24 protein-coding genes are annotated in these 23,376 nt (G+C 58.0%); 10 read left to right on the plus strand and 14 right to left on the minus strand.

Features of this window, described 5'->3' with window-relative positions:
• Positions 1-46: 46 nt before the first annotated feature.
• From H6F59_RS21040 to H6F59_RS21050, 3 genes are read right to left on the minus strand one after another with little or no spacing between them, the layout of a single operon-like run.
• Positions 47-841 (minus strand): TM2 domain-containing protein, encoded by a 795-nt coding sequence (locus H6F59_RS21040; RefSeq protein WP_242021612.1) that lies wholly within the window; start codon positions 839-841, stop codon positions 47-49.
• Entirely contained in the window at positions 810-1,784 is a 975-nt protein-coding gene (locus H6F59_RS21045; RefSeq protein ID WP_190705144.1) for a pyridoxamine 5'-phosphate oxidase family protein, read from the minus strand. The genes H6F59_RS21040 and H6F59_RS21045 overlap by 32 nt, the downstream gene beginning before the upstream one ends.
• Positions 1,785-1,790: 6 nt before the next feature.
• Complete coding sequence (locus H6F59_RS21050; RefSeq protein WP_190705147.1) at positions 1,791-2,390, minus strand: glutathione S-transferase family protein; 600 nt, start codon at positions 2,388-2,390, stop codon at positions 1,791-1,793.
• Positions 2,391-2,581: 191 nt separating this feature from the next.
• Between H6F59_RS21050 and H6F59_RS21055 the strand changes: the two genes are divergently transcribed.
• A complete protein-coding gene (locus H6F59_RS21055; protein WP_190705151.1) occupies positions 2,582-3,139 on the plus strand; it encodes a TetR/AcrR family transcriptional regulator in 558 nt (185 codons plus the stop codon).
• Here the strand turns inward: H6F59_RS21055 and H6F59_RS21060 are convergent.
• The 4 genes from H6F59_RS21060 to glgP form a co-directional block, all read right to left on the minus strand.
• Complete coding sequence (locus H6F59_RS21060) at positions 3,136-3,381, minus strand: hypothetical protein (RefSeq protein WP_190705155.1); 246 nt, start codon at positions 3,379-3,381, stop codon at positions 3,136-3,138. The genes H6F59_RS21055 and H6F59_RS21060 overlap by 4 nt on opposite strands.
• On the minus strand, positions 3,359-4,339 hold the full coding sequence (locus H6F59_RS21065) for an LLM class oxidoreductase (RefSeq protein ID WP_199325913.1): 981 nt from the start codon (positions 4,337-4,339) through the stop codon (positions 3,359-3,361). The genes H6F59_RS21060 and H6F59_RS21065 overlap by 23 nt, the downstream gene beginning before the upstream one ends.
• A gap of 3 nt (positions 4,340-4,342) precedes the next feature.
• Positions 4,343-4,750, minus strand: coding sequence for an OsmC family protein (locus H6F59_RS21070; protein ID WP_190705158.1), 408 nt, complete (start codon positions 4,748-4,750; stop codon positions 4,343-4,345).
• 306 nt (positions 4,751-5,056) lie between these two features.
• Positions 5,057-7,678, minus strand: coding sequence for an alpha-glucan family phosphorylase (gene glgP / locus H6F59_RS21075; protein ID WP_190705162.1), 2,622 nt, complete (start codon positions 7,676-7,678; stop codon positions 5,057-5,059).
• A gap of 265 nt (positions 7,679-7,943) precedes the next feature.
• Here glgP and H6F59_RS21080 point away from each other — a divergent pair, with 265 nt between their 5' ends.
• The 3 genes from H6F59_RS21080 to H6F59_RS21090 all read left to right on the plus strand — a co-directional run bounded on the left by H6F59_RS21080 (position 7,944) and on the right by H6F59_RS21090 (position 9,183).
• On the plus strand, positions 7,944-8,081 hold the full coding sequence (locus H6F59_RS21080) for a hypothetical protein (RefSeq protein ID WP_190519110.1): 138 nt from the start codon (positions 7,944-7,946) through the stop codon (positions 8,079-8,081).
• A 213-nt stretch (positions 8,082-8,294) separates the two neighbouring features.
• Positions 8,295-8,597, plus strand: coding sequence for a hypothetical protein (locus tag H6F59_RS21085; RefSeq protein ID WP_190705165.1), 303 nt, complete (start codon positions 8,295-8,297; stop codon positions 8,595-8,597).
• 253 nt (positions 8,598-8,850) lie between these two features.
• Positions 8,851-9,183 (plus strand): RNA-binding protein, encoded by a 333-nt coding sequence (locus H6F59_RS21090; RefSeq protein WP_190519114.1) that lies wholly within the window; start codon positions 8,851-8,853, stop codon positions 9,181-9,183.
• A gap of 104 nt (positions 9,184-9,287) precedes the next feature.
• Here the strand turns inward: H6F59_RS21090 and ylqF are convergent, their stop codons facing one another.
• Complete coding sequence (ylqF, locus tag H6F59_RS21095; protein ID WP_190705168.1) at positions 9,288-10,151, minus strand: ribosome biogenesis GTPase YlqF; 864 nt, start codon at positions 10,149-10,151, stop codon at positions 9,288-9,290.
• 165 nt (positions 10,152-10,316) lie between these two features.
• The gene (locus H6F59_RS21100; protein ID WP_190705171.1) at positions 10,317-10,925 is read right to left on the minus strand and encodes a PadR family transcriptional regulator; all 609 of its coding nucleotides are present in this window, start codon (positions 10,923-10,925) and stop codon (positions 10,317-10,319) included.
• 113 nt (positions 10,926-11,038) lie between these two features.
• On the opposite strand from H6F59_RS21100, the gene H6F59_RS21105 reads away from it, so the two are divergent.
• Complete coding sequence (locus tag H6F59_RS21105) at positions 11,039-11,779, plus strand: Coq4 family protein (protein ID WP_199325914.1); 741 nt, start codon at positions 11,039-11,041, stop codon at positions 11,777-11,779.
• Between the two features lie 36 nt (positions 11,780-11,815).
• Here the strand turns inward: H6F59_RS21105 and H6F59_RS21110 are convergent, their stop codons facing one another.
• On the minus strand, positions 11,816-13,492 hold the full coding sequence (locus tag H6F59_RS21110; RefSeq protein ID WP_190705174.1) for a GMC oxidoreductase: 1,677 nt from the start codon (positions 13,490-13,492) through the stop codon (positions 11,816-11,818).
• Between the two features lie 392 nt (positions 13,493-13,884).
• Positions 13,885-14,289, minus strand: a complete 405-nt coding sequence (locus tag H6F59_RS21115) for a universal stress protein (RefSeq protein WP_190705912.1) — start codon at positions 14,287-14,289, stop codon at positions 13,885-13,887.
• A 192-nt stretch (positions 14,290-14,481) separates the two neighbouring features.
• Between H6F59_RS21115 and H6F59_RS21120 the strand changes: the two genes are divergently transcribed.
• On the plus strand, positions 14,482-15,687 hold the full coding sequence (locus H6F59_RS21120; protein WP_190705178.1) for a phosphoglycerate kinase: 1,206 nt from the start codon (positions 14,482-14,484) through the stop codon (positions 15,685-15,687).
• A gap of 83 nt (positions 15,688-15,770) precedes the next feature.
• Here H6F59_RS21120 and H6F59_RS21125 read toward each other — a convergent pair whose 3' ends face one another.
• Together H6F59_RS21125 and H6F59_RS21130 are read right to left on the minus strand one after the other, a co-directional pair.
• The gene (locus tag H6F59_RS21125; protein ID WP_190705181.1) at positions 15,771-16,676 is read right to left on the minus strand and encodes a glycosyltransferase; all 906 of its coding nucleotides are present in this window, start codon (positions 16,674-16,676) and stop codon (positions 15,771-15,773) included.
• 362 nt (positions 16,677-17,038) lie between these two features.
• Positions 17,039-18,151 (minus strand): AI-2E family transporter, encoded by a 1,113-nt coding sequence (locus tag H6F59_RS21130; protein ID WP_190705184.1) that lies wholly within the window; start codon positions 18,149-18,151, stop codon positions 17,039-17,041.
• 130 nt (positions 18,152-18,281) lie between these two features.
• On the opposite strand from H6F59_RS21130, the gene H6F59_RS21135 reads away from it, so the two are divergent.
• Both H6F59_RS21135 and gmk read left to right on the plus strand, forming a co-directional pair.
• Positions 18,282-19,013 (plus strand): phycocyanobilin:ferredoxin oxidoreductase, encoded by a 732-nt coding sequence (locus H6F59_RS21135; protein ID WP_190705187.1) that lies wholly within the window; start codon positions 18,282-18,284, stop codon positions 19,011-19,013.
• A 75-nt stretch (positions 19,014-19,088) separates the two neighbouring features.
• Complete coding sequence (gmk, locus tag H6F59_RS21140) at positions 19,089-19,721, plus strand: guanylate kinase (protein ID WP_190705190.1); 633 nt, start codon at positions 19,089-19,091, stop codon at positions 19,719-19,721.
• A 107-nt stretch (positions 19,722-19,828) separates the two neighbouring features.
• Here gmk and H6F59_RS21145 read toward each other — a convergent pair whose 3' ends face one another.
• Entirely contained in the window at positions 19,829-20,242 is a 414-nt protein-coding gene (locus tag H6F59_RS21145; RefSeq protein ID WP_347403937.1) for a DUF1499 domain-containing protein, read from the minus strand.
• Positions 20,243-20,454: 212 nt separating this feature from the next.
• Between H6F59_RS21145 and H6F59_RS21150 the strand changes: the two genes are divergently transcribed.
• Entirely contained in the window at positions 20,455-21,843 is a 1,389-nt protein-coding gene (locus H6F59_RS21150) for an aldehyde dehydrogenase (RefSeq protein ID WP_190705198.1), read from the plus strand.
• A gap of 121 nt (positions 21,844-21,964) precedes the next feature.
• Positions 21,965-23,329 (plus strand): 8-oxoguanine deaminase, encoded by a 1,365-nt coding sequence (locus H6F59_RS21155; protein WP_190705201.1) that lies wholly within the window; start codon positions 21,965-21,967, stop codon positions 23,327-23,329.
• Positions 23,330-23,376 lie beyond the last annotated feature (47 nt).

The following is a 23,376-nucleotide window of genomic DNA, read 5'->3' on the forward strand; positions in this document are numbered from 1 at the left end:
AGGGCTAGATCTCGTCATGAGAGATTGTTTCCGATCTACTAAGTCTCTACAGATCGAAGACGTAGCGCACTGCGCCAGAGTCTGGATCGTTGGTGACATCGGCATAGCCGCAGCGCAGCGCCTCATGAATTAGGGCGTCTACGCGATCGGTGCTCAGTCCGGTGTGGAGCGCTACCTGTGCCTTTGAAAGCTTGCCTCCGTTGGCGTAGGCTACCCTTAGCAGCTGCTGCATCGAGTCAGTTTGAAGCTGGGCAACGCCCTGGGCGGCGACCAAGTTTCGCTCCATCGGCACTGGCATTACCAAACCTTCTTCGCCCCACTCGGTCAAATATTGTCGCCGCAAGTAATCGTTGCGGTTTTTGACCATACCGGGCACCAGCACCAGATCGATGAGTTGGCCAAAGCCAAACAAGCCAAAGGTACAGAGGTAGACGATTCCCAACACAACCTGCCCGGTATAAAACCGATGTAGCCCGCAGATACCCAAGAAACCTAGCGTCCAGAGCATGTAGGCTGTTTCGGTTTTTGCTCGTGCCATGGTGGGTTGGTCCTTGAGGGTGCTAGGGGCTGCAAACCTAGAATCGACTTGCAGCAGCCACTTAGAGCCCATTATAGACAGCCGATTTTTTAGAGTGCTGCCCCTGTAACCGGCCTGTAATACGCTTGCTTCTGGGGTGGCGAGGACAATGCGCTGGGTAAAGTCGGCGTGGAGTTTGTGGGAAGTAGGTGGGTAGGTGGGTGGATGAGTGGGAGGGTGGATGGGTATGGGTAAACGGCGATCGCCCTGAAACGGTGTTTGCCATGTTCCATTATTCAGGATGTCGCCAAGGTCCCGTGTCATTCAAGAAGGGCGAAAACTCGGGGGTTGACCAGGTGAGGGGCAGGCTGCCTTCGACGCGGTAGCCCTGGTTTACACAGAAGCGCAGCAGACGTTCGGCCCCTTCGTAGACCACAATTTCGGGACTATCCCAAATCACTTCGGCAGTGCCGCTGAGGTAGAGCAAGTCACCCCGGTCGAAATCGATGAAGATCAGTCCAGCGCGAGGGTTGAGTTCCAAATTGCCAAAGGTGTTGAAGTGCAAGTTGCCCGAAAAATCTGGAATCGTGAGCGTCTGCGCGTCGTCAATTCTCACAAAGCCCGGTTTGCCACCCCGGTGCGACACATCCACACCGCTGGCTGATCCTGCCGACGCATTTTGATAGGCGGTGGCAATAAAGAAGGTATCGGCAGCAGCGATCAGCGCCCTTTCCGCATCTCCCAGCATCACCAGGGCCTGTACGGGTTTAGCCGCCGCTGCATCAAAAGATTGCAGATCAAACTGCCGCGCCTGAATGTATTGGGGGCAGTTGCCAAAGCTCTGGCCCACCGCCACCGTAAATCCTTCCGGCTGAATGTCCGTTATGGTGCCGTTTAGGCGGTTGCGGCGGCGGGTGTGCAGCTCAATGCCGAGCAAACTAATATCAGCCCCCACCGTTAGGGTAGTGTGCAGCGGGTCGGCAAATAGGGGTTGAGCAGCAATGTGCAAGGTGCCGCGATCGGGGGAGGTGATGAACCCCGGCTCCCCGACCAAAATTGAGGCCCAGGGCTGACCATCACTCGCCACCGTGCCCACCAAAATGTAGGACAGCTGGGCAAAAAATTCGTGGTGCTGGTCAGGCAAGTAGTCTCGAATAATCCGTCGCCCTTGCCTATCCATGCGCTCTTGCACCCCCAGTCGGGTCTGAATCGCTAGTTCTCCGGTGTGGAAAGGGGAGTCATCCTGAGGCCAGCCTAGATTTGTCATGGCGTTTTACACCCCAGCCATAGCGATGAAGCCGGGCAGCTGCTTGACGCGCTCAATCCAGGCGAGCAGGTTGGGGTAGGCATCGAGGTCAATGTTGCCGTCGCGAGCCAGGGCCACATAGGGGAACACCGCTATATCGGCGATCGTGGGGCGCTCAAACTCCAGCCACAAGCGGCTGTGGAGGTGCTTGTCGAGCTGGGTGAGAATGTGCTCGGCTTTTTGATGCGATCGCTCAATGTTGATATTGGCCACCTTAAACAGGTGGTAAAGCCGCGCATTCTCAGGCCCCTGGCGCACTTCTCCAGCAGCGGTTGAGAGCCAGCGCACCACCTGAGCCAGGGGCAGCGCCTCGGTGGGCAACCAGGTGTCACCCCCATACTGCCGCGCCAGGTAAACCAAAATCGCCTGAGCATCAGCTAGGTTAACCTCACCATCCACCAGCACTGGCACCTGGCCAAAGGGGTTGAGGGCAAGAAATTCGGGAGCTTTGTGGGCGCCCTGCATCAGGTCAACCTGGACCCATTCATAGTCGAGGCCGAGCAGTTCTAGAAAGAGACGAACCTTGTAGCTGTTGCCAGAGACTTCGTGACCGTAGAGCTGAATCATGGTGGGTTCCTTAGGAAAGGGGAGCGGGGGCGATCAAAAGGCTGAAGGACTAATGCCCCGACGATTTTGCCGGTGAGCAGCAGGGCAACGTTAGCCCTGAACTAGGTACCGAACGTTCGGTACACGACTACTGTACTGATCGTTCGGTATACTGTCAATAGGTGAAAATCATTTTTTGGAGACGCGCGGTAATGGCTAAGCCAACTGCGGCTAAGCAGACCTATGTGCCGCCCCTACTTGATCTGTTTCGGCAGTACGGCTACGACGGGGTTAGTTTGTCAAAAATCTCCCAGGCAACGGGTTTGGGCAAGGCCAGTCTCTATCACCACTTCCCGGGCGGCAAAGATGACATGGTGACGACGGTGCTAGACACCCTCGATCAGTGGCTGCAAGCAACGGCGCTAGATGCTTTGGAAAGCGAAGGAGATGCGCTGGCCCGGCTGACGCGCATGGGCGATCGCATTTGTGAGGCCTACAGCCACGGCCAAAAGCCCTGTATGCTCGCCTCGCTAATGCTGGGCTCCGCCAAGGAAAACTTTCAGCCCCAGGTGCAGGGCATGCTGCAACGGTGGATGGGGGCGATCGCCACTGTTCTGACCCAAGCTGGTATGGCAGAATCCCTGGCCCAGGAACGTAGCGAAGAGGCTCTAATCGCCATTCAGGGCGCACTGATTATGGCGCGGGCTATGGACGATGCCGCCATCTTTGAGCGCACTATGCAGCACCTGCCCCAGCAGCTCTGCCGTTAGACTTCTGCAAACTGTACCGGCTTGCCATCTACAGAAATCAAGCGATCGAGGCGAATTTCGGTGCCGTCTTTTAGCCGCAGGTACTCAGCTTTCTCAACCACAAAGAAATCAACACTTTGGCCTTCAGTGCTCACGCCATCGCCGCCCTCGGTGCGGTAGTGAATTGGGCAAGTCTGGTGTAGGGTGGCCAGGGCCTCTAGCTCGTCGTAGAGATCACAGTTAACCGACTGATACTCGTTCATGGGTCAAAACCTCTGAATGAATGTGCGGTAGCACCTCTCGACCAATTTCTTCTAGCACATCACCTGCCGGGCGCTCACCATACTTGAGGTTGAGGCCTACGTGGTTGACGCCGATGTCGCGCAAGTGCAGCAGCAGGTCGAGCAGGCGATCGCGCCCCAACCTGTAACCCAAATGAATTGGCGTCGCCGCAGCGGTCGGGTCATTCACCAGATCGACATAGAGTGATTGGGCATAGGGTTTGAATCGGCCGGGGGCAACGCGATCGACCAGGGCGCGCCAGTCTTGAATCATGCGGGCCTGCATGTGGGGATGGCGCGGGTAATAGAGCCAGCCGTCGGCGTGCTCGGCGATCCATTCGGGGGTTTGGCGGCTGTGGCCCGTTACCAGTAGGGGAATGCTGCCGTGGACGGGTTTGGGCAGCACATCAGCTCCCTCTAGCTGAGTAAGGGAGGAACGAATCACGGGAAATTCTGATGCCAGCGCCTGTTTGAAGTCGGCAAAGGTCTGGCGAAAGCGATCGCCTCGCGTCTCAAAATCAACCCCAAAGGCAGGAAACTCCACCGGGCGATCGCCCGAGGCCACCCCCATCACCAAGCGCCCTCCGGAAAGCTGATCGACCGAAGCCGCTGACTTCGCTAGGTGCAACGGGTGGCGCTGGCTAAAGATAATGCTGCCGGTGGCCAGGGCAATGCGATCGGTCTTCGCCGCCATGTAGCCTAAATAAACCCAGGGGTCAAAAATCTGCCCCACGTCTCCAAAGGTGGGGTCGTAGAGCGGCACATCTCGCACCCAGAGAGCGGCATAGCCCAGGGCCTCAGCTCGCTGGGCCAGCTCTACCTGATGCTGCATAGTGGGAATGTTGCCCTTGTACGCCTCGATAGGAAAGAACACGCCGACCGTCAGCTGATTGGGTTGGAACATGCGATCAAACCCGGTCTGAATGGGGGATGGGTTCATGGGTTATGGCAACGGGATTGCAGCAGGGGTCAAAACGGTTTGAATCGAGGTGCCGGCGCTGAGCAAGCGGTGCACGGGGCAGCGATCGCCAATTTCTCGCAGGCGATCGCGCTGTTCAGCACTCAGGTCGCCCACCAAAGTTAGGTAGGCCACAATGACCGCCTGTTTCTCCACGGTTTGCAGCTCCGCCGCGACGTAGACATTCTCCACCGGCCAGCCCTTGCGCTCGGCATACATTTTGATGGTGATCGCTTTGCAGCTGCCCAGTCCTGCTAAAACTAGCTCCGTTGGAGTCGGCCCCTGGTCGCTGCCGCCGAGGTGGGTTGGCTCGTCGGCAACCAGCTGAAACTTGCGGATAGCCACGTCTTGGCCATAGCGCGATGCGTTCGACGAAACCTGAACTGAGGCCATGGCGATTTCTCCATAGTGCGACTGATGCTTGCGGTTAGAAACCGGGCTTTTAAGGTGACGTTTAGATCTGCTGCTTATCCCCAGAAACCCAATCACTACACCATCTCAAGCGTAGTGATTACGCTTGGCTATGCGCCGCTGTCCACGGACCAGATTGCCCCCGTCACCCAAGCCGATGGCCAGAAAGCAGCAGGGCGATCGCCCCTGCCCCAGATTCCGACCTGTCCGCGCGCTGTGCACTCCGTTTTTGACAATCGGCATTTGATCCACAAGCGCTTAGCCCATAGTGAACCAGACAGACCTTGCCTACACCAGCGCTGCTGTAGGCGTCACCACTCCCGAGACAATCCGCACCGAATCTGGATCGGCCCAGAGCACTAGCTTGGGGTCATAAGGGCTGTTGAGGTATCGGTGACGGGGCAAAATGCGCAGCGACAGGCCCTGTAACCCGCTGGCGGTGTACTCCATTTCCAAGGCGTAGATGCTCCTGCCGTTGGCATCTGGCCCCTGATGGGCCATGGGCACCGCTACCCCCGAGTGAATTTCGCCATCTACTGAGACTGTGCCCTGGTAGAGTTCGACCTGCACATCGTCGGGGGTGAGGGCACCGAGCTGAATGGCGGCGGTCACCTTAAAGGGTTGGTTCACCTGGAGATTAGTCGTGTCAGAGATAGCCACTTCTTCAAAGCGCACGTCATACCAGTGGTCAGCCATGCGGGCTTGCCAGGTGGCCAGCTCTTTGCCGGGGCTGTAGCTCGCCGAGGCTAGGGTAGAGGCGCGATCGCTGGCCGCAAAGTAGCCCAAATTGGCGTAGTCCTTCACCATGCGAGCAGTGTTGAACTGGGGCGTGTTGAAGTAGATCGCCTCCTTCATTTTGGCTACCCAGCCCCGAGGGATTTCGTCTTTGTCGCGATCGTAGAACAGCGGCACCACCTCTTTCTCCAAAATGTCGTAGAGGGCGTTGGCCTCCACGTCGTCTTGGTAGTTAGGGTCGTCGTAGTCTTCGCCGTGGCCGATGGGCCAGCCGGTGCGAATGTAGTCGGCCTCATCCCACCAGCCGTCGAGCACGCTGAGGTTGGGTAGGCCGTTCATCGCCGCCTTCATGCCGCTGGTGCCGCTGGCCTCGCGGGGGCGACGGGGGTTGTTGAGCCACACGTCGCAACCGGCCACCATGTCCCGCGACAGGTGAATGTCGTAGTTGGGTACAAACACAATGGATTTGCTCAACCCCTGATCGCGGGTGAAGTGAATGATGCTGCGGATCAGTTCTTTACCGGGAATGTCTTTGGGGTGGGCCTTGCCCGCAATCACAAACTGCACGCGGCGATCGCCGCCATTACCATTAATGATATTGCGGATGCGTTCGAGGTCGTGGAGGAACAGGGTGGCGCGCTTGTAGGTGGCAAAGCGACGAGCAAAGCCAATGGTGAGCACAAAGGGGTCGAGGCACTCCTGGGCTTCGGTTAGCTCACGGGTTGAGCCGCCGCGATCGCGCGTGCTCTTGGCCAGGCGATCGCGCACCGTCACCACCAGGTGCGATCGGCACTGCTCGTGGTTGCGCCACAGCTCGTCGTCGGGGATGGCGTACACCCGTTCCCACAGCGATGCACCAGGGCTGGCTTCGGCCCAGTTGGGGCCGAGGTAGCGATCGTAGAGCGCCTGGGTTGATCGAGCTACGCAGCTGCGGGCGTGCACCCCATTGGTGATGGCGTAGATCGGCACCTCGCCCAGGGGCAGCCCTGTCCACAGTTCGCCAAACATATCGCGCGACACCTCGGCGTGGAGCTTACTCACCCCGTTGATAAAGGTCGCCGTCTTAATCGCCAGCACCGCCATACTAAAGGGGGCCGAAAAATCTCCTGTATCGGTGCGGCCCAGGGCCAAAAACTCGGCATCGCCCAGGCCAAATCGCTCGCGGTAGCGGCCCAGGTAGTGCAGCACCTTCTCCGGCGGAAACAGGTCGATACCAGCGGGTACCGGGGTGTGGGTGGTAAACATTTGGCTGGCCTGGGCCACCTGAAGCGCCTCAGCAAAGGTCAGGCTCTGTTCTTCAATCAGCACCCGCATGCGCTCTAGGGCCATAAAGGCCGAGTGGCCCTCGTTCATGTGGTAGGCCGTCGGCGTCAGCCCTAAAGCCTTGAGCATGCGAATGCCGCCAATGCCCAGCATCACCTCCTGGTGAATGCGCATGTCGATGTCGCCGCCGTAGAGGCGATCGCAGATGTCCTGGTCGTACTGGTTGTTGGGTTCGATATTGGTGTCGAGCAGATAGAGCGGCACCGTGCCCACCTGCACCCGCCATACCCGCGCGTACACCACCCGCCCCGGATACTCCACCTCGATCCTGAGTTCCTGACCGTTGGCATCCCGCTCCAGGTGCAGGGGCATATTGTAAAAGTCATTGATCGGGTAGCGCTCCTGCTGCCAACCGTCGGCGTTTAGGTACTGGGCAAAGTAGCCCTCCTGGTAAAGCAGGCCCACCGCCACCAGGGGCAGGCCCAGGTCGCTGGCCGACTTGAGGTGATCGCCCGCCAACACCCCCAAACCGCCTGAGTACACTGGCATGCAGGTGGTGAGACCAAATTCCATGGAAAAGTAAGCGTAGCATTCGCCCGAGACTGGGGCCTTGCGGTGTTTTTTGTACCAGGCGCGATCGCTCAGATAGTCCTCCAGCCGCTGGGCCGCCCGGTCCATCTGAGCCAAAAACCCCTCGTCTTCAGCAATCTCATTCAATCGCGCTTGGCTGATAGTGCCCAGCATCAATACTGGGTTGTAGCGGCTCGACTCCCACAGATCGCCGTCCAGTCGCCGAAACAGGTCTACCATCTCCACATCCCAGTCCCAGTGAAGGTTGTAGGCCAGGGTGCGCAGCGCCTCTAGCCGCTGGGGCAGGGCCGGAGTCACATTAAACGTACGAATGGGGCGCATAGGAGAAAATTTGCAAAGATTTCATATAGAGCCATTCTGCCCTCTATCGTCCTGGGGCGGTCGTGAAGCCATGGCTTTTCATACTCTTTTAGCCCTCAACCCGGCCTACAGTAGCGATCCTACCGCTGCAATTAGCGCTTCTCCCCTAATTCCAGGTTATGAAATCCCTACCCGGGGGCATAGCCTAGCGAACTGACCTCAGGGAATAATGGTCTAGGTCAGAAAAATAAACCTAACTATCTATAAAGACAACAAGGACAAGGCTATGACGCAGGACAGGAATAATCAGGGATTTGGAGCCACCCTCGACCAAGACGCTCGCCCCGCAGTCGAGTTTGACCAGTGGGCTAGGGCCGTGCGCCAGCAGATGGTTGCTGCCCTCAAGCGTCGCGGCAACAGCTAAAACTGCGGTGGTCAAAGACCGGCCCTAGGGCAGTCTTAACTACCAGAGCTAGTGGGTGCAAGGTTTAAGCTGTCAGACTCTGAGGTCAAACCTTGCACCCTCAACCTTAAATCTTGCGCTCAACTCTCCATCTCCACAAACTCCCGTCCATAGTCTTGGTAGACTACTGGTGCAATCCCCCTCAAAGCACCCGTACCCCTCATCGCCAACTCTGTGGCCACCAAAAAAACCACCGGCAAAAGCAGCAGTCAGCCCAGTGAAAGCCCTATCTCGACTCCTACCAGTGCGGGCCAGGGGTTTAAGGTTCAGGTATTTTATCTGGCAGCTAGCAGCAACAGTCCCAGCGCTCCCACCAAAGACGCCCTGTGGTTTGCCACTTATCCCATTATTCCGCGTATCGGTGACTGCGTATTTAGAGACGGCGTGTACTACCGAGTAGAGCGCGTCTTTTTGTACGAAAATTTGGCCGCCGGTTGGTGTGCTGATGTTGAGGTTACCTTCTACGGCAGACGCTAATCGAGCCCTAGCAAGTGCTCTAAACAGCGTGTTACAAAACTTATGGGAGGCCCCGGTCTCAATGGCTGTAACGACTGCTGTCACAGTGTTACAGAACGATTAATCTCCAGAAACCTTATGCTAAAGTAGGCGGGTAACATGTTTTGCTTTCGGTAGGCTGGCAATCACAGTCTGATTTCAGTTTTCGGGTAATCGATGTGTACCACTCCGAATCGAACTTGTCTACATTACATGTCAATTTTGGAGTTGTGCCATGTCGATTTATGTAGGAAACCTCGCCTACAATGCTACGGAAGGAGACATCACTGAAGTCTTTTCCGAGTACGGGGCCGTTAGCCGAGTAACGGTGCCCACCGATCGCGAAACCGGTCGCCCCCGGGGCTTCGCGTTTGTCGAGATGGAGAAGGAAGCTGACGAAGACGCTGCCATTGAGGCTCTCGACGGAGCTGAGTGGATGGGTCGCGAGCTGCGCGTTAACAAAGCTCGTCCCAAAGAAAAGCGCGCCGGTGGTGGTGCTCCCCGCGGCAACTTCGGCGGTGGCGGCGGCGGCCGAGATGGTGGCAACCGCGAGTTTTCCCGCTGGTAAATCGCCTAGACACAACTAAATTATTCAGTTGCAGTGGCAGAGGATGACTATCTTCTGCCATTTTGCTGTAGACCTACGGGGCTGTTCCATTCGCAAACAGCATCTCAGACTGGAGGCCACTCCAGCACCCATGGCCCCAGCAGCCCAGTGCGAAAGTCATTGAGAATGCGTTTAGCCGTGCGTTCTACATTGTCCTGAAATTTCTGGGTCGCCACCTGAATTACAAAGTCTTCCCCGGTGCAGTCATCCAGCGTCAGGCCGTAGCGAGCCTGCAAACCATCGCGGTAATCGTCTGGGGAGCCCGTCTGCTGCAAGCCCTTGATCACATCCAGAAACGCGGCGGCTGTGCGCTGGGTATCGTAAGAGGCTTCGCCAATATCGTCACAGATGGCCAGCTTTAGGGCGGCCGCCTGGTCATCCATGCGGGAGGGAATGACGCCTGGCGCGTCGAGCAGGTCGAGATCGCCCGACAGACGAACCCACCGCAGCTGGCGAGTGACTCCGGCTTTGCGGGCGCTAGCCACCACCTTGCGATTTAGCAGTCGGTTGATCAACGCTGACTTGCCCACGTTGGGAAAGCCGATCACCACGGCGCGGACAGGGCGGGGCTTCATGCCGCGAGCCTGGCGGCGCTGGTTGACGGCCTCGCCAGCGGTCTGAGCGGCTTTTGCGATCGCCTTCACCCCCTTACCCTGCTGCCCATCGGTGAAGTAGGGCACCTCCCCCTGCTGACGAAACCAATTCTCCCAAGCGGTGCGGGCCTCGGTTGAAATCATATCGACCCGGTTGATCACCAGCACGCGAGGTTTCTCGCCCACCCAGGTATCAACCTTGGGGTGCCGCGTCGATACCGGAATGCGGGCATCGCGCACCTCGAGCACCACATCCACGCGGTTGAGCTGATCGACCAGGGCTTTTTCTGCCTTGGCGATATGGCCGGGATACCACTGGATTTCGGGGGTGGACATGGGGGTGGGGGTGAGGGAGTGATGGGGTGGGGAGTAGAGAAAAGCTCTTTAGCGATCGCAGGGTGCATCAAGCCAAAAGGTGAGGCGAGACCAATGTGTAGCTTGCAACTAATTCCACGGCGACGCACCTACTGAGAATAAACCTATTTTGGGAAACGGCTTCCCTTACCTAATATCGCTCTTTTGGAGAAGGGGTTCTTCGCAGGGTTCTGCCGAGGGTGCAGAGGCATCCTGGGTGGGAAGGGTGCTGAGGGTGGCCAAAGTTTCGTCGCACCAGGTGAGCCAGCTGGTTTCGTAGTGGATGCCGTTGCGCAGAGTGATGTACTGGAATCGCGACGCTAGAGGCATAGCCTCGGGCTGGGAGAAGTATTTTTGCTCAATATCCCGATAGGCTTCCAGCGTTGCCACATGCTGAGCGCGCTCATGCTCAAGGGTAGCCTCCATGGTTTCCAGCGGCACCAGGTAGCCCACAAAAAGCTTGACCAGCAAATCGTCTTTGGTAGGTACGCATTTAGTGGGCTGAGCAATCCACTCCTTGAGCTGAGCTTTACCCGCTGCGGTGACGCTGTAGATTTTTTTGTCGGGTTTGCCCGCCTGGGCGATCGCTTCGGCAGTGACCAACCCCTGCTGCTCTAACTTGGTCAGCTCGCGGTAAATCTGTTGGTGGCTGGCGTGCCAAAAGAAGCCCACTGAGCCGTCAAACTGCTTGGCCAGATCGTAGCCGCTACAGGGGCGATCGGTGAGGGCCGAAAGAATTGCGTGGGAAAGAGCCATAGAGCAAGTTGCAAAACTAAATATGCAAAATATTGACTATGCATTTAAGTGCATATAGTATTGGGATATTTGGAATGCAAAAAGTTGCATATACACTCAATTGCATTTTCATTATGTCTGTTTTGAGTGATCGCCCCTATCTGCGATCGCATTTGTTCACATCCTTTCCTCACTGGAGAAACGTCGTGGTTAGCCGAATTCAGCCATCCTCCTATGATCGACGTACTCGATTGCCCCTGAGCGGCATCAACTGGCTAGAGCTAAGGGCTGCCTACCGAGCTTTTTTAAGCGATCCCGCCGCCGGTATTCGACACATTCTCGCCGCTGAACGCCGCAGCCAGTGGCAACGCTGGGTCGAGCAGCGCCTGGAACAACAGGCATCTCACCTAGCCCATCGCACAATTTCAGTCGATCTCAATGCCCTGGTGCAGCTACCGCCCGACACCTTAGGCGGTGCCTACGCCCGCCATATGATCCGCTACGGGTTTGACCCTGAAACGTTTATTGCCGATGAGGCCCAAAGCGAGTGGCTGCGCCAGCGCATCGCCATTAGCCACGATATCTACCACATTTACACTGGCTTCGATGCTGCCCCGATTGGTGAGTTTGGGGTAGCCGCCTACACCCTGGTGCAGTATCGAGACTTGCTGAACGTGTTTGTGCTCTCCTTTGTGCCGCTGAGTTTGACCAACCCGCTGTGGACGATGCCACTGCTGCGGGCGCTGTGGCGCGGCTTTCGCATGGGGGTAAGGGGGCAGGCGGCGATCGCCTATCCGCCCGAACTCAACTGGGACAAACCGCTAGCGATCGTCCGCCAAGAACTGGGGCTGGGGAAGTTCTTCGACAACGATTAGCAGCAAAAGATGAGCGGCATTCCAGACTCAGGCCACTCAGCCCAGATGCTGGGAGAGGCGCAGAGCCAGGGCGGCAAGCGTACGCACTGGGTTTGCGGCAGAGCTGAAGGGCATCACCGACATATCGCAGACGTATAGGCCCTGGGTGCCATTGACGCGCAGGTCCTCATCTACTACCGAGGCGGCTGCAAAAGGAGCATTGAATCGGGGCCGGTAAGGCATGCGCAGGGTACCAGCAGCATGGTGCACGGTGCCCCAGCCAAACCCCTTGCCGCCCTGACCATACCAGACCTCGTTGACGGGACGAGCCGGTTGGCCATTGTGGTTAAACTGCGAGAAGAGTTGGAAGGTGACCTGATTGAGCACGGCCCAGATCTCTGGGGTGCCCTTGTTCCACCCCGCCAAGGCCGGGAAGCGCGACTCGGCCAGGCGGTCGGCCCAGCTCAGGTTGCCGAACTGCACCTCTGGCACGTAGCCGAAGGGAGGTGCAGGCTTGACCTCGTTGGTGTCATCAAGGCAGTTGCCAAAGCTGAACTTGATGTCGATGCGGGCCGGGCCAGCGGGGTTGCTAGCTGAGGCGGCGGTGGGATCATTCTCCCGCAGGTGCCAGTATTCGTGGTTGATGTTCATTTCAACGTTGAACGGATAGCGAATCTGGCCGTTGGCGTCGCGCAACCCGCGGGAGTAGAGCACGATTTTGGCGTGGTGGTCGGAGTTAAGACTGACGTTGCCGATGCCCGTGGCGAAGGTAGTAATCTCGCTAGAGGTGGGGTGATCGGTTAGCCCGCGCCCCACTAGAGCCTGGGTTTCAGCGGGCAGCGATGGGTAGAGGCTAGATCGGCGCAGCAGCTTCGGGCTCTCAATCGACCCAGCAGCGAGCACCACCTTACCCGCGTTAAAGACGCGCACCTGCCCGGTCAGGGTATTGCGGGCCACCAGGGCAATTTGGTTGCCCTGCTGCTGAATGTCTTCAACAAAGTGGTTAAGCAGCAGGTGCAGCCCTGGCCCGTCGCTGTCCCTGACCCCAGGAGTGAGGCCCATTTCGTTAATCAGCAGCTCCGCCGTGTTAAAAACCCCGGTGGGCTCGGTGAAAAACTGGTCTTTGGGGGTGCCGTCGGACTCCAGATAGGGCTGGTGCAGTGCCCGAGGGGTTTCTTGAATAGAGAAGTCGAGAGCCAGGGGCGAGCGCCGCAGCTGGGTGACAATCGCCTGGGCAGTAGCCCCCATCGATCGTGACTCGTTCATGATCTCGCCCGCTTGGTTGAGCAGCCCTCCGGCCAGGGCCTGACGCACGCGATCAGGGAAAAAGTCTAGCTCCCACTCCTGGACGCTGGGAATCAGGCCCGACCAAAAGATTGAGCGCCCACCGAAGTTGAGCTGAGGCTTCTCACCGATGAAGTTTTGGGAGTTGGAGTTACCGTTTTGCCAGAAGGTGTCGCAAGCAAAGTGTTTGGCCACGCTGGCGTTGGGAAATCGGCAGAGGTTATAGGTGTGGGTCGGGTAGATGAACGACCCGGCTTCTAAAACAAGAATGCGCTTTTGCTGGCCGAAGCGATCGGCCAGGTCGTCGGCCAGCAGACCGCCGCCGATGCCAGAACCCACCACGATGATATCGAAGTCGTTGCGCGAGCCCATGTACTGCAAAAAGAGGCGCTCCTGCGCCGGGGTTGCAGCGGCAACAAAGTTGGCGTAGGTAGAGGCTGTGAAAGTCATAGGTTGCCCTTGGGGTTGAGGCCAGCGGTGCCCAGCAGCGGGCGCGTCAAACTTCCTTGGAGTTTGGCAAATATCTGCTGGCGAGCCTATTACCCAAGCGGGTACTTTTAAAGGCCAGGACAACCCTCTAGGGGCGATCGCCTACCCGCCCGAACTCAGCCGGGAGAAGTCGCTCGCGATCGTCCGTCAGGATCTAAGGCGGGGAGAATTTTTTGGAGGCCTATGGAGATAGGTGGGTCAAGATGATCTGAATGACGATAGAGAGTCTGATGGGCATTGCCCACCCTACAGGCTGGCAATGCCCCTATGTGCTGTCCTTCTCTAGGGATTGTGGCGCTTACCGCCCATCTACCCATCTACCCATCCACCCGCCTACCCATCCACCTCTTCCCCTACGGAATAATCAGCACCGGGCAGGGCGATAGATTAATCACCCGCGTGGTGACGCTCTCATCTTGCACGTCTTCGATCAGGCCTACACCGCGGCAGCCCATCACAATTAGATCGGCATTGAGCTCATCGGCCACATCGCAGATGACAAAGGCCGGTTGACCTTCTCGCTCAAGCACTTCGGTGTCGATCGATTGGGCTGCGAACAGGGCTTTGGCCTGCCCGAGCAACTTAGCCACCGCCTCGGGGGATGACTGGGCCGAAGGCTGACTCGCCTCCTCCCTCGGTTCGACGACCGACAGCAAAACCAGCCGACTCTGGTGAGCCTTGACCAGTTCTGCCACCTTGGGAGCCGCCTGCTGCGCCTCAGAACTCATGTCGATGGGAAATAAAACCGTCTTGAACATGGCGTATCGAAGGGAACTCACACTCCGGTAAAATGAGGGCGGCAATAGGTAAATATTACGACAGACACAGCACCTGGGCTGGGCTGCACCGCTCCCTCAAATCTACCTTAGTCAAGGTTGGGGCCGCCGCCACCCGCGCGCTGCATAACGTAATAAATGCAGAGTCTTAAACCGTTTTAGGAGGTATATAGCGTGGTTAAAAAATCGGTGGCGAGCCTAACGGCAGCCGACCTTTCGGGTAAGCGGGTACTGGTGCGGGCCGACTTCAACGTGCCCCTTGACGACCAGGGTGCGATCACTGACGACACCCGCATTCGGGCTGCTCTACCCACAATTCAAGATCTCACCGGCAAAGGGGCCAAGGTGATTCTCACCAGCCACTTCGGTCGCCCCAAGGCCCAGGTGGTAGAGAGCATGCGTCTCACCCCGGTTGCTACTCGCCTGAGCGAGCTGCTGGGTCAAGAGGTCATCAAGTGCGACGACTGCATCGGTGACGAAGTTGCCGCCGCCGTAAGCGCGATGGAGAATGGCCAGGTGGCCCTGCTCGAAAACGTGCGCTTCTACGCCGGCGAAGAAGCCAACGACCCTGAGTTTGCTAAGCAGCTCGCCGCCAACGCCGACCTCTATGTGAACGATGCTTTCGGCACCGCCCACCGAGCCCACGCTTCCACTGAGGGCGTGACCAAATACCTCAGCCCCTCCGTAGCGGGCTACCTGATTGAGAAAGAGCTTCAGTATTTGCAGGCGGCGATCGAAAATCCCCAAAAGCCTTTGGCGGCGATCATCGGCGGCTCTAAGGTCTCCAGCAAAATTGGCGTGATTGAGACCCTGCTCGACAAGGTTGACAAGCTGCTGATCGGCGGCGGCATGATCTTCACTTTCTACAAAGCGCGGGGCCTCAACGTGGGCAAATCGCTGGTGGAAGAAGACAAGCTGGAGCTGGCCAAAGCTCTCGAAGCCAAGGCCAAGGAAAAGGGCGTTGACCTGCTGCTGCCCACCGACGTGGTGCTGGCCGACAACTTTGCCCCCGACGCCAATGCTCAAACCACCAGCGTTGACGCCATCCCCGACGGCTGGATGGGCCTCGACATTGGCCCCGACTCGATCAAAGTGTTCCAAGATGCGCTGAAGCAGTGCAAATCGGTGATCTGGAACGGCCCCATGGGCGTGTTTGAGTTCGACAAGTTTGCGGCCGGTACCGAGGCGATCGCCCACACCCTAGCCGAGCTTACCGGCCAGGGCGTCACCACCATCATTGGCGGCGGCGACTCTGTGGCAGCGGTCGAGAAAGTGGGCGTGGCCGAGAAAATGAGCCACATCTCCACCGGCGGCGGCGCTAGCCTGGAGCTGCTCGAAGGCAAAGAGCTGCCCGGCATCGCTGCCCTAGACGACGCCTAGGCCCCAGATTTGCTAGCTGAGGTCTCAGCAAAAAGGGATTGGGGTTCGACAACACCCCAATCCCTTTTTGCTGAATAACAGTCCTAGCCCGCCGACAGCTCCGGAGCGGCCTTACCACGACCGAGCTGAGCCACCACGGCCTCCTTCGCCATGTCAAGCCAGCTGTGCCAGTAGCCTAGGCTCCAGCCCAAGTTGAGAAACCAAAGGAAGAGCGTGGGGCGATCGCGCACCCGCACCACAAACTTCACCGGCACTAGCGGCAGCGACAGAAAACACTTGAACAGCATCCCTTTTGGAAAGCCATAGGCCCAGTGCTTGCGGTATAGCCGAGCAGAGTAGTAGCCAAACTTTTTCAGCCGCCGGAAGTTAGACCTGACGTCACCGCGAAAGCGAAAATTCACCACCGCATCTTTGACTTCGTGCAGCGTCACCCCCAGCGCCTGAATGCGCCAGCAGTAGTCGATGTCTTGCAAGGCCAAAAACTGCCCGTCAAACCCGCCCACCGCCTCATGGTGCACCCGCTTAACCGCTAGGTTGCTGGCTGAGCCAAAGGGCCGAAACGGATGGTAGAGCTTCCCGGTGCCCTCAATGCTGGTCAGCGCAGCAGAAAATTCGTTGCGATCGTTGAGCTGCGCCATCTCGCGTCGGCCGCAGACCAAGTCGTGCTTTTCTAGAGCGGTGGCCATCGCCGCCAGCCAGCCGGGAGCTACCGCATCATCAGCGTCACAGAACAACAGCGCGTCGCCCTGAGCCTGGGCACAGGCCATGTTGCGAGCGTGGGCAGCTCCCCGGCGGGCTGAGGCGTCCACCACCTTTAGATGCGGCATTGTCTGCTGGTAACGCCGCACCACATCTAGGGTGCCGTCGGTCGAACCGTTGTCGCCAACTACAATCTCCCAAGGTCCAGCGAATGCTTGCTGAGATAGGGCATTTAGCTGGTCTGCGATCGTGGTTGCAGCGTTGTAGGCCGGGATAATAACGCTCAGCATAGGGCTGTCAATATGAATTTATATAGATTTTAAGGAAGCAGGTATAGCCATAGACCAAACCTGCTCGTCTACGTATACCCGTCAATGGCGAGACGTAGGTCTCTCCGCAGCAGTTCCTAGCTAGTCTATGAAGATCCCCTCAGGCTGACAAGTCTCTACCGTTGTCAGCAGCAGGCGATCGCCCCTGATGTCTCAAATTATACTTCCGCTAGCAACTGTGGCCTCCCAACACTTAGGACGACTTAGTCTGGGGTTGAAAGTTTGAAAAACGTCAGTTCGGCCTATAGGAAAGTTGGGGCGGGAGGATGGTTTATAAAAACACCTAGTTGAACTCAAGCTCCAGTTAAATTAAGTTAGCTGACCTAAACATCCTCAGAGGCCAAAGGTTCCGCAATCGGTTCCAGGCCTTCGGGCGACCTAGATAGGGGCTCAGCCGCATGGCCTCTGGGGCGATCGAGCACGTCGATAATCCAAGCTTCTTCAATCCAGGTCTTACAGACCACCGCCAGGGGTAGGGCTAACACCAGCCCCACTGGGCCTAGGAAAGTAGCAAAGAAGATTTGAGACACTAGGGTAGCGGCGGGCAGCAGTGACACCTGCTTTTGCATCACCATTGGCGAAAACCAGTAGCTCTCAACGTTTTGAATCAGCACGTAGAGCACAACAACGGCTAACGCTTTACCCGGCGACTGGAGAAGCGCCACAAACACCGGAAACACCGCGCTTAGGGTTGGCCCTAGGTTAGGAATAAAGTTAAACACCCCAGCCAGCACCGCGTGGGCAAAGGCGTAAGGCACCCCCAGCAGCACCAGCCCGGTGAAGCTGATTGTGGCCACAAAGATTGAGCTCAGCGCCACCCCACCCAGCCAGAACATCAGAGAATGCTCGCACTTCGTCAAAATTTCGTCGGCCCGGCGACGGTAGCTCGACGGAAACAGGCGCAGCAGCAGTCTGCGGTAGGCCGGGGGGTTAGCCAGCATCATCAGCGTCAGCACGGCCAGCAGCAGCAGCTGGAGCAAAATCGCCATCGAGCTAGAGAAAAACGTCAGAAAGTTGCCAAACACCGTGGAGCCGATGGAAGCCACCTGACGCAGCAGGTCGGGCAGGGGCGGCAGCACCCGTAAATCTTGCTCAGGAAACCATGCAGGCGGGTTTTCCTGGAAGGCTTCAAACCACCCCCCCAGTTGCTCAAACCCTTTGGGCGTCAGCAGCAGCAGTTCTTGGAACTGGTTGATAAATAAAGGCAGCACTAAGCCCAAAAAAACCACGCCGCCCAACAGCACCAGCGCCCCGGTGACTAGCACGGCGCGATCGCGCGGCCAGCCGTACACCCGCGATAAAAGTCGCACCAGACTGTTGAGCGCAATGGTAATTACCACCGCGGCAAACATTAGTAAAACGATCTGGCGAAACTGCCAAATAATGACGAGGACAATGCCCAGAGCAACCAGGTTGATCCAATCGATGAGCTTCACGGCAATGGCACCTTATGCAGTTAACGACGCCCGTGGCCAAATTGTAGCTGGCTGTAGTGACAGAGAGCTCTAGTATCTATCCTGACTGCGACTGGTATGCTGAATACTTATCGCTCTTTCTTTGGGTGTCATGGTAGCCCCAACTCCAATCTCCCTGCGCGACCAGCAGCACCCGATGATTCGGGGCTTAGCCGATCGCATTGAAGCCACCTGGCGGCAGTATCTCGACCTATCGCCCTACCACCTGCCAGAGGATCTCGGCTACATTGAGGGCCGCCTGGAGGGCGAACGGCTCACCATTGAAAACCAGTGCTACCAGACCCCCCAGTTTCGTAAGCTGCACCTGGAGCTGGCTCGCGTGGGCAAAAACCTGGACATCTTGCACTGCGTGATGTTTCCCCGCCCCGAGTACGCCCTGCCCATGTTTGGCTGCGACCTGGTGGGCGGGCGTGGAAACATCAGCGCCGCCATTGTTGATCTGTCCCCCGTGGGCAACGTTCTACCGGCGGGCTACACCGCTGTTCTGGAGGCCCTGCCGGCCCAGAGCTTTAGTGAAGAGCGCGATCTGCCGGGATGGGGCACCATTTTTTCGCCCTACTGTCGGTTTATTCGCCCAGCCAGCCCTGATGAAGAGACGGCGTTTGTCGATCTGATTGCCACCTACTTGGCTCTGCACTGTCAGCAGGCGATCGCCACCCCAGCGACTCCGGCCCAGCTAGAGAGCATTCTGGCTGGCCAGCGCAATTACTGCGAGCAGCAGCAAAAGAACGACAAAACCCGGCGAGTGCTCGAAAAAGCCTTTGGCGACGCCTGGGCCGAGCGATATATGACCACCGTGCTGTTTGATTTACCAACGGTATAAAGTCATCTGGAATTTAGCCCTTCCATAGGCTCTGGGTTCACTAGAATAAGAAATCTTAGCCATACAGCCGTCGCCATGACCGTCAGCACCCCAGCACCCCTAGAGACCCTCAGCCCAGAGACCCTGAGCCTAACCACCGAGACCGACCTCGCCCCGCGCCGGGGTCGGCTGATTGTGTTTACCGGCCCTAGCGGGGTGGGCAAGGGCACGCTGCTGCGGGCGCTGCGCCACCGCTATCCGGCGCTCAAGCTGTCGGTGTCGGCCACCACGCGATCGCCCCGCCCCGGCGAGGTTAACGGCCAAGACTACTACTTCGTCAGCCGGGACGAATTTCGCGCCATGGTCGAGCAGGGGGAACTGCTGGAGTGGGCCGAGTTCGCGGGCAACCTCTACGGCACTCCCAAGACCCCGGTGCTGAAGGAGATTGAAGCTGGCCAGTGGGTGATTTTAGAAATTGAGCTAGAGGGTGCTCGCCAGGTGCGCACCACCTTTCCCCATGCGCTACAGCTGTTTGTGCTGCCCCCCTCGTTAGAAGAGCTAGAAAGCCGCATTCGCCTGCGAGGGAAGGATGCCGACGATGCCATTCAGCGACGGCTCCAGCGGGCACTGGTTGAAATCGATGCTGCCTCAGAGTTTGACGAGCAAATCGTCAATGACGACCTAGAGGTAGCCCTTCAGCAGCTAGAGAACGCGATCTTTAGAGACTAAATCCAGGCTTTCTCTAGCCCTCCAACCTGAAAGAGATGCCAAAAAGATTCCCCTGACCTCGATAAGGCCAGGGGAATCTTTTTGGCGAGTGTTAGAACGGATCTGGTCTATTCAACGACCGACGCTGAGGCCAGGGCCTGGCGAATAGCTTCTATGCGCTTGCGGTTTACGCCCCCATCAGACTGGCCGAGGCGCGACGCCGATCGCACCTGAATGACGGGCGTAGATGGGTCGAGGTAAAACTCCACATCGTCCACAAAGCCCATCAGCTTGCTAGTGAACTCGGCGTAGAGGTAGCGATCGGTTTTCTCAATAATTTTAGTGCGAGACATGGCGTTGACCACAGCCTCTAGCAGAGCCATGGCCTGAGCGGGGTCGCCACTATAGGCCAAGGGTGCGATCGCATGTTTTGGATCGGCATCACTCTCGCTGATCACACAGTTAGAGGTGTTGGGGCAGGGAGACAGCTTACCGTCTTTGACGCCTAAGTTCGTGGGGCGCTTACCTGCCAAACTGCCCATAAACGGTAGTACTCCCATCGGGCCATCATCCAAAGAAACAGCAGCGCTGGGGTATGCATTGCCCAACAGAGTAATCATAACCAGAGCAACCCCAAAGACAAGGCGAAAAACTGATTTCAACATGATGAAACGTCCAAATCCTTAGGTAGCTCTTTAGTAGGATAGAGCAGATGAGTTAGCTCTGAAACCAGCCCCCCTGCCAGAGGTTAACCATGACCAACGTTGCCGCTACCGCTCCCATCGCCGACCTGCTGCAACGCCAGCGAGCCTACTGGGCCACCGGGGCCACTCGCGGCCTCGACTTTCGTCTCGCCCAGCTCAAAGCGCTGCGAGCGGCGATCGTCAACTATCAGGCAGACATTATTGATGCCGCTAGGCAAGACCTGGGACGCCCTGAGTTTGAGGGCTACTTTGAGGTCGGCACCATCAGCGAGTTGGACTACGCGATCAAGCATCTGCACCGCTGGGTCAAACCTCGCAAGACCTCGCTGCCCCTGAGCCAGCTGCCCGGCTCTGCCTGGGTTCAGCCCGAACCTCTGGGGGTAGTGCTGATTATCGGTCCCTGGAATTACCCTTTTCAGCTGATTGTGTCGCCGCTGATGGGGGCGATCGCTGCTGGCAACTGCGCCATGCTCAAACCCTCGGAGCTGGCCCCAGCTACCTCTAAAGTGCTGGCTCGGCTGATAGCAGACACCTTTGACCCCGCCTACGTAGCCCTAGTGGAAGGCGGCGTGGACACCGCCCAAGCGCTGCTGGCCGAGAAATTTGACCACATCTTTTTTACCGGCGGTGAGCGGATCGGCAAGATTGTGATGCAGGCTGCGGCTCAGCATCTCACGCCAGTCACTCTAGAGCTAGGCGGCAAAAGCCCCTGCATCATCGATGCCGACGTCAACCTGGAGGTTGCGGCCCGGCGCATTGTCTGGGGCAAATTTCTCAATGCGGGGCAAACTTGCGTGGCTCCCGACTATCTGCTCGTCGATGAGCGGGTTAAGGACGGGTTGGTAGCCGCGCTCCAGCAGCGCATTCAGGCCTGCTACGGGGATGACCCCGCCACCAGCCCTGACCTTTCGCGGGTGGTCAACGATCGCCAGTTCGACCGCCTGGTGGGCCTACTGAACCAGGGCAATATTCTTGCTGGGGGGCAGCACGAGCGCAGTGATCGCTACATCGCTCCTACCCTAATCGACGGCATCGGCTGGGATGATTCGATTATGCAGGAGGAGATCTTTGGCCCCATTCTGCCAATTCTCACTTATAAGGATTTGGGGGATGCGATCGCCGCGGTCAACCAGCAGCCCAAACCCCTGGCCCTGTATCTATTTACGCGCGATCGCCAGATGCAGGAACAGGTGCTCGACCGCACCACGGCGGGCTCGGTGTGCATCAACGACGTGATTTTGCAGATCGCCGTCTGGGATTTACCCTTTGGCGGCGTCGGCAGCAGCGGCGTCGGCAGCTACCACGGTCAACACAGCTTCAATACCTTCTCCCACCTCAAGAGTGTGCTCAAAAAGCCCTTCTGGATGGATATGGACTGGCGTTACCCCCCCTACGGCGACAAGGTAAAGCTATTTCAGAAATTTATCGGGCTATCTTAGGCTGGGGCCGTCGATCCTGCTACAACCGTTCAAAATCTAATTTTGCATGGGGGAAAACATCAGCATTAGCGAACGACCTGCTACAGTCCGCTGCTAATGCTGCGTTACAAGGCTGCTCACCGTGCCAACTCTTCTAGTCAAGAACATTCACACCCTGGTCACTATGGATGACCAGCGGCGAGAAATTCGCTCGGGAGCGCTGTTCATTTGCGACCACGTGATTGAGCAGGTAGGTACTACTGAAGAACTTCCCCAGACAGCCGATCGGGTGCTGGATCTGGGTGATCGCCACCTGGTGCTGCCCGGCCTGGTCAACACCCACCATCACTTTTTTCAGACTCTCACCCGAGTGGTGCCAGGGGCACAAAACTCGTCGCTGTTCGACTGGCTCAGCGCCCTCTACCCGTTGTGGCAGCAGCTCACCCCTGAGGCGATCGCCCTCAGCGCCCAGGTCGCCGCTGCCGAGCTGATCTACTCGGGCTGCACCACTGCCAGCGACCACCTCTACCTCTTCCCCAACGACTGCACCCTGGATGACGAAATCGAGGCGGTGCGCCAAACCGGGCTGCGGTTCCACGCCAGCCGGGGCAGCATGAGCATGGGCGAGAGCAAGGGCGGCCTGCCCCCCGACTCGATTGTGGAAGCCGAAGCCGACATTCTTAAAGACTCCCAGCGGCTGATTGAGCAGTACCACGACAACGACCCCTACGCCCTGGTGCGCATTACCCTGGCTCCCTGCTCGCCCTTCAGCGTCTCGACCGAGCTGATGCGAGAATCGGCGGCCCTGGCCCGTAGCTATCCCGGCGTGCGGCTGCACACCCACCTGGCCGAAAACAAATCCGACGTCACATACAGCCTCGACACCTTTGGCCTCACCCCCGGCGACTACGCCGCCTCCGTCAGCTGGCTGGGGGAAGATGTGTGGCACGCCCACTGCGTCAAGCTCGACGACAAAGCCATCCACAGCTTTGGTCAGACCGGTACCGGGGTGGCCCACTGTCCCTGTAGCAACATGCGCTTGGCCAGTGGCATGGCCCCAATTCGGAAAATGCTGGATCACAACGTGCCCGTGGGACTGGGGGTGGATGGGTCGGCCTCTAACGACGGCAGCCACCTGCTGGCCGAGGTTCGCCAGGCCTTTCTCATGGCTCGTGTGCGGGAAGAAAATGCCGGGGCACTGACCGCCCGTGAAGCGCTAGAAATCGCCACTCGCGGCGGTGCTAAAGTGCTGGGTCGCACCGATATTGGCTACCTAGCCCCCGGTATGGCGGCGGATTTTGTCACTGTGAATCTCGATCGCCTAGCGCTATCAGGCACCACCTACGACCCTGTCGCAGCGCTCATTTTCTGCACGATCGATCGCGTCGACTACAGCTTCATCCACGGCAGAGAGGTGCTGAACCCCGAGGGTTTACTGACGCTGGATTTGCCGGTGGTGTTGGAAAAGCATGGGGCGGTGGCGCGATCGCTGGCTGCCTATTGCTAGGCAATGGAAATTTCTCAAATATCGTCGTTCAGGCGAGACGCCTGCCG

Source organism: Nodosilinea sp. FACHB-141, from assembly GCF_014696135.1.
GTDB lineage: Bacteria > Cyanobacteriota > Cyanobacteriia > Phormidesmidales > Phormidesmidaceae > Nodosilinea.